Genomic DNA, 8882 nt, shown 5'->3' with positions numbered 1-8882 from the left:
AATCATTTTGAGGGATTAAACCTGTCGCTATCTGCGTTAAAAATTTCTGATTTAGAACAACTAAATAACGAAATTTTTGCCTTGCTATCAACGAGGTTTTATTGCCTCAAAATAGATCACTTAATTAAGCGAATTGGTATAACGCCGCCACTTACTTATCATCTTCACTTATGTATCTTGCATAACTATTTCTGGCTGTTATGCCCATTATGTCGCTATTTTTGCAGACAAATTGCCACCCCTTGGCTATATTCTTTTTTGTATAAATGAGTATACCAATCCGCAATAATACTTAATCATTTTGAGGGATTAAACCTGTCGCTACCTGCGTTAAAAATTTCTGATTTAGAACACAACTAAATAACGAAATTTTTGCCTTGCTATCAACAAGGTTTCATTGTCTCAAAATAGACTACTTAATTAAGCGTATTGGTATCTAAAAGTTATTAGAAATAATAAATTTAAATAACTTTGTTAGCAAATGCTGTGAACTTCGTTGAAATGGCTGTTTTGGGCTAATTTCGGCTAATTGCAGTGTACGTGCGTATAAAATACAACAACACGTGCTTAAAAGGTCATAAATAGATGAATTTTTATGTCTGGTTAATCGCAACTATGCACAGAAATTGTTGGGAAATCCTTTAAAATTAAGCGATATAGCATATAACAGGATAGACCTGATAATACTTGGAATTTTTATACATTACAGGTATCGTACTGATGCAAGCTCTCTCACTTTTTAACTTTTTGCAGGATACTATCGCGTTATGTCAGATTTTCGTGAACAAGCATTACATTACCACGCTCACCCCGTTCCAGGTAAAATTAGTGTTGAACTAACCAAGCCAGCCGAAACGGTTAACGATCTCGCTTTAGCTTATAGCCCAGGTGTGGCTGAACCAGTCCGTGAAATTGCTGCTGATCCAGCAAACGCCTATAAATACACAGGCAAAGGCAACATGGTTGCAGTTATTTCAAACGGTACCGCAATTTTAGGTTTAGGTAACTTAGGTCCGCTTGCATCAAAACCTGTAATGGAAGGTAAAGCCTTACTATTCAAACGTTTTGCTGGCCTTGACTCAATTGATATTGAAGTTAAACACCGCACAACAGAAGATTTCATTAATACGGTTGCTAACATCGCTGATACGTTTGGTGGTATCAACCTAGAAGATATTAAAGCGCCAGAATGTTTTGAAATCGAAAAAGCGCTTATCGAGCGCTGTGATATTCCCGTTTTCCACGATGACCAACATGGTACCGCTATTGTTACAGCTGCTGGTATGCTTAACGCCCTTGAAGTGCAAGGCAAAGATATCGAAGATGCTATCATCGTATGTTTAGGTGCTGGTGCTGCTGCTGTTGCTTGTATGGAGCTTTTAATTAAGTGTGGTGCACTGCGTGAACACATTTATATGCTTGACCGTAAAGGTGTGATCCATACTCGTCGTGATGACTTAAACGAGTATAAGCAATTATTTGCTAACAACACCGATAAGCGTACATTACAAGATGTTATTGCTGATGCTGATGTATTCGTTGGTGTATCAGGTCCTAACCTGTTAACTGCAGATGATCTTAAGCTGATGGCAGATAAGCCAGTTGTGTTTGCATGTTCAAACCCAGATCCTGAGATTGCTCCAGAAGTTGCACATAGCGCGCGTAACGATTTAATTATGGCAACGGGTCGTTCAGATTTCCCTAACCAAGTAAATAACGTGCTTTGTTTCCCATTCATTTTCCGTGGCGCGTTAGATGTTCGTGCAACGGCAATTAATGATGAAATGAAAATTGCTGCAGTTCATGCTATTCGTGGCATCGCGAAAGAGCCTGTACCAAGTGAAGTATTAAAAGCGGCTGGCGTTGAGTCACTTGAGTTTGGTGCCGAGTACATCATTCCTAAGCCTATGGATCCGCGTTTATTACCACGTATTGCACGTGCTGTTGCTGAAGCGGCTGTAGAGTCGGGTGTGGCGCAAATCGATATGCCAGAAGATTACATGCGTTAAACTTAATTAGCCTTAGGTATAACGCTCAATAAAAAACTCAGCCTAGGCTGAGTTTTTTTATATCTGCGATTATCGGCGGTGATCCGATGGCCGAAATACTTATTCTGAATCAAGCACTGGGATATCTAATCCCATTTCTTGCATAATTCTTTTAACTTCTTCAGGTACCTTTTCAGGGTTGTCTTTACGTAGGTCGTCATCATTTGGTAATGGTTGACCTGTAAAAGCATGTAAGAAAGCTTCACACAATAACTCACTGTTCGTCGCATGACGCAGGTTATTGATCTGGCGGCGTGTACGCTCGTCAGTTAATACTTTTAATACGTTAAGTGGGATTGATACGGTAATCTTTTTTACTTGTTCTGATTTTTTACCGTGTTCTGCATATGGGTGAATGTATTCACCGTTCCATTTAGCCATAAGTTGTTTCGTTGCCTCGGTTGTCAGTGATTTACGCCTTATTCACAGCGCAAGATGCGGAAATTCTATCTCTTTAAAAAAGATAGTCAAATACTAGTTATTTGGCCATCTAGTGGTGTAAATGTATAAACCTCTATGTGTAAGCGATAAATGCTTTGACTTCTCATATTTGATCATCTAACCTTTTAGACGTCTAAACATCCAATTAAAGAATAGGTGATGAAATGAGCGAAAAAAATAAAGCGACGATTGCTGTTCGTCACGGCATAGAAGCCGATAAACATCATGGTGCGGTTGTGCCTCCTTTATACTTATCAACCACCTATTCGTTTGCTGATTTTGATACTAAGCGCCAGTATGACTATGGTCGCAGCGGTAATCCAAATCGCGATATCTTAGCTGAAACCTTAGCTGAACTTGAAGGTGGTGCTAAAGGTATTATCACTGCAACAGGTATGTCTGCTGTGCATTTAGCCACTCAGCTATTAAACAGTGACGACACGTTAGTGATCCCACATGACTGTTATGGCGGTAGTTATCGTTTATTCACCTCGCTTGAAAAGCGTGGCCTGTTAAAACTAAAAGTTTTGGATTTAACTAAATCTGAAAATCTCCAAGAAATTTTAGCGATTAAACCTAAGTTGATTTGGATTGAAACGCCAAGTAACCCAATCTTGCGTTTAACAGATATTAAAGCAATCACTAGTATTGCTAAGCAGTGTGGTGCTTTGGTTGCGGCTGATAACACCTTCTTATCACCTGCATTACAAAACCCAATTGAGTTTGGTGTTGATATTGTTGTGCACTCAACCACTAAATACATCAATGGTCACTCTGATGTAGTGGGCGGTGCAGTGATTGCTGCAACGCAAGAGCTAGGCGACGAGCTTGCTTGGTGGGCGAATAATATCGGTATTACTGGTGCACCATTTGACAGCTACTTAACGCTTCGTGGTTTACGTACTTTAAATGTACGCCTAAAGCAGCACCAAGAAAATGCCTTTGCCATTGCTGAGTATTTAGAAAGCTCTCCTTATGTGAGCCAAGTTTATTACCCTGGCCTTGCTTCTCACCCACAACATGAGCTTGCTAAAGCACAGCAACGCGGTTTTGGTGGCATGGTGAGCTTTGATATTAAAGGCGACATCAACGATGCTGCTGCGTTTTTAACAAGCCTTAAAGACTTTAGCCTTGCTGAGTCGTTAGGTGGGGTAGAAAGTTTGATTTGTCACCCTGCAACAATGACCCACGCAGGCATGGAGCCTAAAGCGCGTCTTGAAGCTGGTGTGGGCGATACCTTGATCCGTATTTCTGTAGGCATTGAAGACGTAAAAGATCTCATTGCTGATTTAGACCGTGTTTTCAATTTAGTTAAGCCAGGTCAAGGACTGCAAGTTACAAAAGCTGAAGCTAAGCAAGCACAGCAAGATACACAACAAAACGCGTCATTTAAGTTAACGCCAGCACATACGGCATTGTGGTAGAAAAATGGTAAATATTGTTCATAAATTTGGTGGCTCAAGCTTAAGCTCGGCAGATCGTTATCATGCGGTAGCGAACATCGTTCTTGCTAATACTGAGCAGGGCGATTGCGTCGTTGTGTCGGCATCGGGTAAAACAACCGATACCCTGGTAAAGCTTTGGCAAAGTTACCAGCAGCAAGATAGCCAAGCTGTTAGCGATATTCTATTGCTTATTGATAACAATCAACGTGCGCTTATTGAGCAGCTACTTATAGGGCAGAATAAACAACAGGCGTTGGCACAGTTAAAAGATGAACTTGCTGTATTAAATGAATTAATTAGTCAGCAGCAGTTACTTGAAGCCCCTTTACTTGCTCATGGTGAAGTGTGGTCGGCGCGGTTATTGGCTGCTTATCTAAATCAGTTAGGTGTCGATTCGCAAGATGTTGATGCAAGACAGCTATTTACTCTAAATGGTGGCCAGCTTTTACATCAAAAAAACCAACAGCAATGCAGTGATGCGATTAGCAGAACACATATCAACGTAGTAACGGGTTTTATAGCTGCAGATTGCCAAGGTAATACGGTGACATTAGGCCGTAATGGCAGTGATTACAGTGCCACTTTGTTAGCGAGTTATACTTTTGCCAAGCAAGTGTCTATCTGGACAGATACACAAGGGGTATTTAGTACTGACCCTCGTAAAGTTAAAAATGCGGTTAAGTACGCCAAAGTATGCCGCGAGCAAGCTAACTTATTAGCGCGTTTAGGTAACCCAGTATTGCATGCAAAAACCTTGTCGCCGTTAAAAGACTCAGAAATTAAATTAGTGGTAAGAAGTAGCTTTGATTGTGATGCAACGCCAACCGAGGTAGTAAAAGAAGGTTATAGTAAAGCAAAACGTTTTATTACGACCTTAGATAACATCGATTTATTACGGGTTGATAAACTAAGCAGTGGTGAAGTCGGTGAGCTTAGTCAGTTAATTCAACACAGCCTGCATCACTTTACTAAAGAGGGCGATACTTACTTATTAGTGCCAGGTCAAAGCACTCACCAAGTTGTCAGCCACTTAGCGGGCCGTGCAAATATTGTCGAGTCAAATTTAAGTGGTTGTGCAGTAGTTGCCCCAACAGCTGATGTATCTGCGCTAACAGAGCAAGCCACAGCGCTTTTAAAAGAGCAAAGTATTCATCCTCGTTTTGTACAACAAGACGATAACTATGTGTTGATCTTAAACGATCAGGCAATTGATAGTGATGTTTTAACTCTTCTACATGACAAGCTGGTAAACAAAGGTCAAGAGTTGGCCATTATCGTTGCTGGACTTGGTAATGTAGGCGAAGTGTTCTTATCGCAACTACAAGCTCAGTTTGCGCGTTTATCTGCTCAGTACAAAGTAAAAGTAGTTGCTCTTTTACGCTCTAAACAAATGCTTTTTAGTGCCAGTGGTTTAAATACCGAAACATGGCAAGAGCAGTGGCATAATGAAGCGCAAAGCTACGACAAAGCTGAATTATTAGCACGTATCAATGAACTAGATTATGAGCACAAAGTGGTGATTGATATCACTGCCAGTGAGGCGTTCAGTCAGTTATACCCTGACTTTGTTGAACTTAACTGTCATTTGATCAGTGCAAACAAATATGCGGGCACTGCAGAAAATAGCTGGTATCAAAACCTACGCACTAATTTGGCTGAGCGAAACTTGTTGTGGCGTTATAACACCAGTGTGGGCGCAGGTTTACCGATTAACTTTGCTTTAGCTGATTTGCAAAATAGCGGAGACAGCATTAACCGCATTGAAGGGGTATTCTCGGGTACTTTATCGTGGTTATGTAGCAGTTATGATGGCAGTGTGCCGTTTTCAGATTTAGTGCTTCAAGCTCAGCAAATGGGCTATACAGAGCCAGATCCTCGTGAAGATTTATCTGGCCGTGATATGCAGCGCAAACTGCTAATTTTAGCGCGTGACTTAGGCCTTGATTTAGAGCTTGATGATATTGCTTTAACACCTCTGATGCCTGAACAGCTTGCATCAGGAAGCTGGCAAGATTTCCTTGCAAACAAACAGCTACTTGATGAATTCATGACAGAAAAAGCAGCCCAAGCTGCGGCGGAAGATAAAGTGGTGCGCTACACCGGTGCTATAACACTCGTAGATGGTAAGGTTCAGGCTCAAGTTGGTTTAGTCAATGTTGGCAAAGATGATGTACTAGCAAGCCTTAAACCGGGCGATAACATCTTTGTGATCAATTCACACTGGTATACAGATAATGCATTGGTGATCCAAGGCCCAGGAGCGGGTAAAGAAGTCACTGCCGCTGGGGTGCACTCAGACCTATATTGGCTGGTAAATAACCTAAAGTAATTTTGCTGATCTTAGTTTAAATAGCTAAGCAAAAAGCGCCCCAAGGGCGCTTTTTTATGTCTTATAGCAACTTAGTTATTTAGAACAACTCTTCCTCTGTGCTGAGCTTTTCTTCAAATACGTCTGTTGGTTGATCGAGTACGTACTTAGTTGGTGCAGTGCCTTTAATGAAGTATTCAAAACGACTGGTGTAATCATTTTTGTGACTCAATAGACCTGTTGCTAAGTCGATTCGAACCGATACTAAACCTTCAGGAAGCTCAATAGGTGCTTCTGGCATACCATCAAGGGCTGCACGCATAAAGTCGACCCATGCAGGTTGCGCGGTTTTAGCGCCGGATTCTGCACCTGATATTTGCGATTTATCGAGGTTACTATTGTAAGTCGAGCGGCCTAGCGCTTTTCCAGGGTTATCAAAACCAACCCAGACCGAAGTCATTACATTGCGATTAAAGCCGCTAAACCAAGTATCTACCGAATCATTAGTGGTACCTGTTTTACCAGCTAAATCACGACGATCAAGTGCTTGTGCACGCCAGCCTGTGCCACTCCAGCCTGTTTTATGGGTCCAACTACCGCCCCCCCAAATTGCACTGTGCATAGCTTGCGAAATTAAAAATGCATTTTGCTTAGAAATGATACGAGGCGCACAGCGAGGTGTTTTCGTTATCTCCGCTTCAGTAAAACTCTGTTGATTCTGGTTAAGAGATGCAAACTCAGGGGTTACAGTTTGCTTAGGCGCATCACAAGCAAGTTCAGGCTCTGTTTTAAATAAAACAGTACCCGCCGAATCCTGAATCTCAGAGATAAAGTAAGGGGTTATCAAATGACCGCCATTGGCGAATGTACTCATACCGCGGGCTAGTTCAAGTGGAGTGATTGAAGCGCTACCGAGTGCGAGTGATTCACTGCGGTTAATATCGTTATTCAAAAAGCCAAACTTAAGCAAATGATCGGCTGTACGCTCAAGGCCAACACCACGTAATAGGCGCACCGAGATTACGTTCTTCGATTGTGCGAGTGCTCTGCGAATACGTATAGGACCATTATAAACCGCTGGGCTGTTCTTAGGGCGCCATGCCACACCTTGGCTTTTATCCCATTGATTAATTGGCGCATCATTCAAAATAGAAGCAAGCGTATAGCCATTCTCAAGTGCCGCTGAATAAATAAATGGCTTAATGTTTGAGCCTACTTGGCGTTTTGCTTGAACTGCGCGATTGTATTGGCTTTGTTCAAAGCTATAACCACCGACAATCGCTTTAATACGACCATCTTGCGGATCAAGTGAAACAAGTGCGCTCGATGCTTCTGGTACTTGGCTAAGGATATAGCTTTCATCTGCATTTTTACGCAGCCAAATTTGCGCTCCCGCTGATAAAATTTCGGTAGCTGTTTTTGGTGCAAAGCTTTGACGGTAACGCGTAATATATTTACGCGCCCATTTTAGACCATCCCACTCAACAGTGACTTGTTCACCGCTTTTTAATAGCACATCAATTGATTGTTCAGCGACGTTGGTGACAACACCTGCTAATAGCGGACCAAATTCTTTGACATCTTTTAATTTAGATAAGATCTCTTCTTGGCTAAGAGGGCTTTCATTTTCGCTGTCCCATAACTGAGCCGCAGCACCACGGAAGCCATGACGCATATCGTAAGCGTGTAGGTTATCAACAATCGCATCTTGAGCAGCCTGTTGAATGTTAGAGTCAACGCTGGTGTAAACTTTAAAACCAGTATTATAGGCGCGCTCGTGACCATAACGAGCTACCATTTCAGCACGAACCATCTCTGAAATATACGGGGCATAGACTTCAATTTCTGCGCCGTGAAATTTTGCAGTAATAGGTGCGTTAATAGCCTCTTCATATTCGCTTCGAGTGATGTACTTTTCGGTGTACATACGACCTAATACGACATTTCGACGAGCCTTTGCGCGAACTGGGTTACGAATAGGGTTAAGTGCAGAAGGTGCTTTAGGTAGGCCTGCAATCATCGCCATTTGCGCTAAAGTTAACTCGTTTAAATCTTTGCCATAGTAAACTTGCGCAGCTGCACCAATACCAAAGGCGCGATTACCCAATTCGATTTTGTTTAAGTATAATTCGAGAATTTCGTCCTTAGTTAAAATACTTTCAATGTGAAGAGCTATGAAGATCTCTTTAACTTTACGGATATATGCTTTTTCTCGGGTTAAGAAGAAGTTACGGGCAAGCTGCATGGTTATCGTACTTGCGCCTTGTTTCTTTTCACCGGTAGATATGAGTACAATGGCTGAGCGAACTATACCAATTGGATCAATGCCAATATGTTCATAAAAGCGATTATCTTCTGTTGCTAATATTGCATCGATTAATGGTTGGGGTATTTGATCTATTGTTACTGGAATGCGGCGTTTTTCACCAAATTGATTGATCAATAAGCCATCTCGTGAGAAAACTTGCATAGGTGTCTGTAACTGAACGTCTTTTAAAACCTGAACGCTAGGAATGTCGGGTTTAACGTAATAGTATAGACCAACTAAAGTGATTAGTCCTAAGAATGAGCAGATGATAATAAATTGTAAAGTTCGCTTTAATAAAATCACTTATATTTTCCCTAAATGGACTCCCAATT

General features: G+C 41.6%; 5 protein-coding genes. 3 read left to right on the top strand and 2 right to left on the bottom strand.

Annotation, left to right across the window (positions count from 1 at the left end; all coding sequences use genetic code 11):
* Positions 1 to 767: 767 nt before the first annotated feature.
* A complete protein-coding gene (locus tag JIG37_RS22070; protein ID WP_054552813.1) occupies positions 768 to 2009 on the top strand; it encodes a malic enzyme-like NAD(P)-binding protein in 1242 nt (413 codons plus the stop codon).
* A 99-nt stretch (positions 2010 to 2108) separates the two neighbouring features.
* Here the strand turns inward: JIG37_RS22070 and metJ are convergent, their stop codons facing one another.
* Positions 2109 to 2429: a met regulon transcriptional regulator MetJ gene (gene metJ, locus JIG37_RS22065; RefSeq protein ID WP_036973203.1), complete on the bottom strand. Its 321-nt coding sequence runs from the start codon at positions 2427 to 2429 to the stop codon at positions 2109 to 2111.
* A gap of 224 nt (positions 2430 to 2653) precedes the next feature.
* Between metJ and metB the strand changes: the two genes are divergently transcribed.
* On the top strand, positions 2654 to 3913 hold the full coding sequence (metB, locus tag JIG37_RS22060) for a cystathionine gamma-synthase (RefSeq protein WP_054552812.1): 1260 nt from the start codon (positions 2654 to 2656) through the stop codon (positions 3911 to 3913).
* A gap of 4 nt (positions 3914 to 3917) precedes the next feature.
* A complete protein-coding gene (gene metL / locus JIG37_RS22055; protein ID WP_199530289.1) occupies positions 3918 to 6263 on the top strand; it encodes a bifunctional aspartate kinase/homoserine dehydrogenase II in 2346 nt (781 codons plus the stop codon).
* 79 nt (positions 6264 to 6342) lie between these two features.
* Here metL and JIG37_RS22050 read toward each other — a convergent pair whose 3' ends face one another.
* Positions 6343 to 8853: a PBP1A family penicillin-binding protein gene (locus JIG37_RS22050; RefSeq protein ID WP_054552810.1), complete on the bottom strand. Its 2511-nt coding sequence runs from the start codon at positions 8851 to 8853 to the stop codon at positions 6343 to 6345.
* Positions 8854 to 8882: the final 29 nt, after the last annotated feature.

The sequence above is a fragment of the Pseudoalteromonas sp. bablab_jr010 genome (assembly GCF_016464105.1).
GTDB classification, from domain to species: domain Bacteria; phylum Pseudomonadota; class Gammaproteobacteria; order Enterobacterales; family Alteromonadaceae; genus Pseudoalteromonas; species Pseudoalteromonas simplex.
This window is presented reverse-complemented; position numbering and strand designations above follow the sequence as displayed.

Excerpts from the sequence above, each read along its gene's own strand:
- JIG37_RS22070 (WP_054552813.1), top strand. The coding sequence starts at position 768 with ATGTCAGATTTTCGTGAACAAGCATTACATTACCACGCTCACCCCGTT.
- metJ (WP_036973203.1), bottom strand. The coding sequence starts at position 2,429 with ATGGCTAAATGGAACGGTGAATACATTCACCCATATGCAGAACACGGT.
- metB (WP_054552812.1), top strand. The coding sequence starts at position 2,654 with ATGAGCGAAAAAAATAAAGCGACGATTGCTGTTCGTCACGGCATAGAA.
- metL (WP_199530289.1), top strand. The coding sequence starts at position 3,918 with ATGGTAAATATTGTTCATAAATTTGGTGGCTCAAGCTTAAGCTCGGCA.